This is a genomic window from Halohasta sp. A2 (assembly GCF_056175805.1).
Genome location: NZ_JAQFWV010000252.1, coordinates 1 through 328, shown reverse-complemented (window position 1 = coordinate 328; position 328 = coordinate 1). Strand labels below are relative to the sequence as shown.

1 protein-coding gene is annotated in these 328 nt (G+C 51.2%); it reads left to right on the top strand.

The window, feature by feature from the left end; genetic code table 11:
* Positions 1-328: zinc ribbon domain-containing protein (locus O2S87_RS19020; protein WP_475410249.1), on the top strand; the 328-nt coding region annotated here is incomplete at both ends.

Here is a 328-nt window from a genome sequence, read left to right as displayed (position 1 = left end):
CCTTAGCGAAACACATCGTAGAACGGTGTGTCAAAAACGAAGTTGGCCGAATTAACATCGGTGACCTCGAAGGTGTTAGAGAAGATGAAAATGGTGACTCGAAAAACTGGGGTCGACACGGCAACCTCGACCTGCACGGGTGGGCGTTCGACCGCTTTACAAAGATTCTCACATACAAAGCGAAAGTCAAGGGAATCGAGGTGGTGGAAGTTTCAGAGCGTAACACGAGCAAGACGTGTTGCGTTTGCGGTAGAAAAGACGATAGTCAGCGTGTCAAGCGTGGCCTCTACGTCTGTGAGGAGTGTGACGCGGCGTTCAACGCTGACGT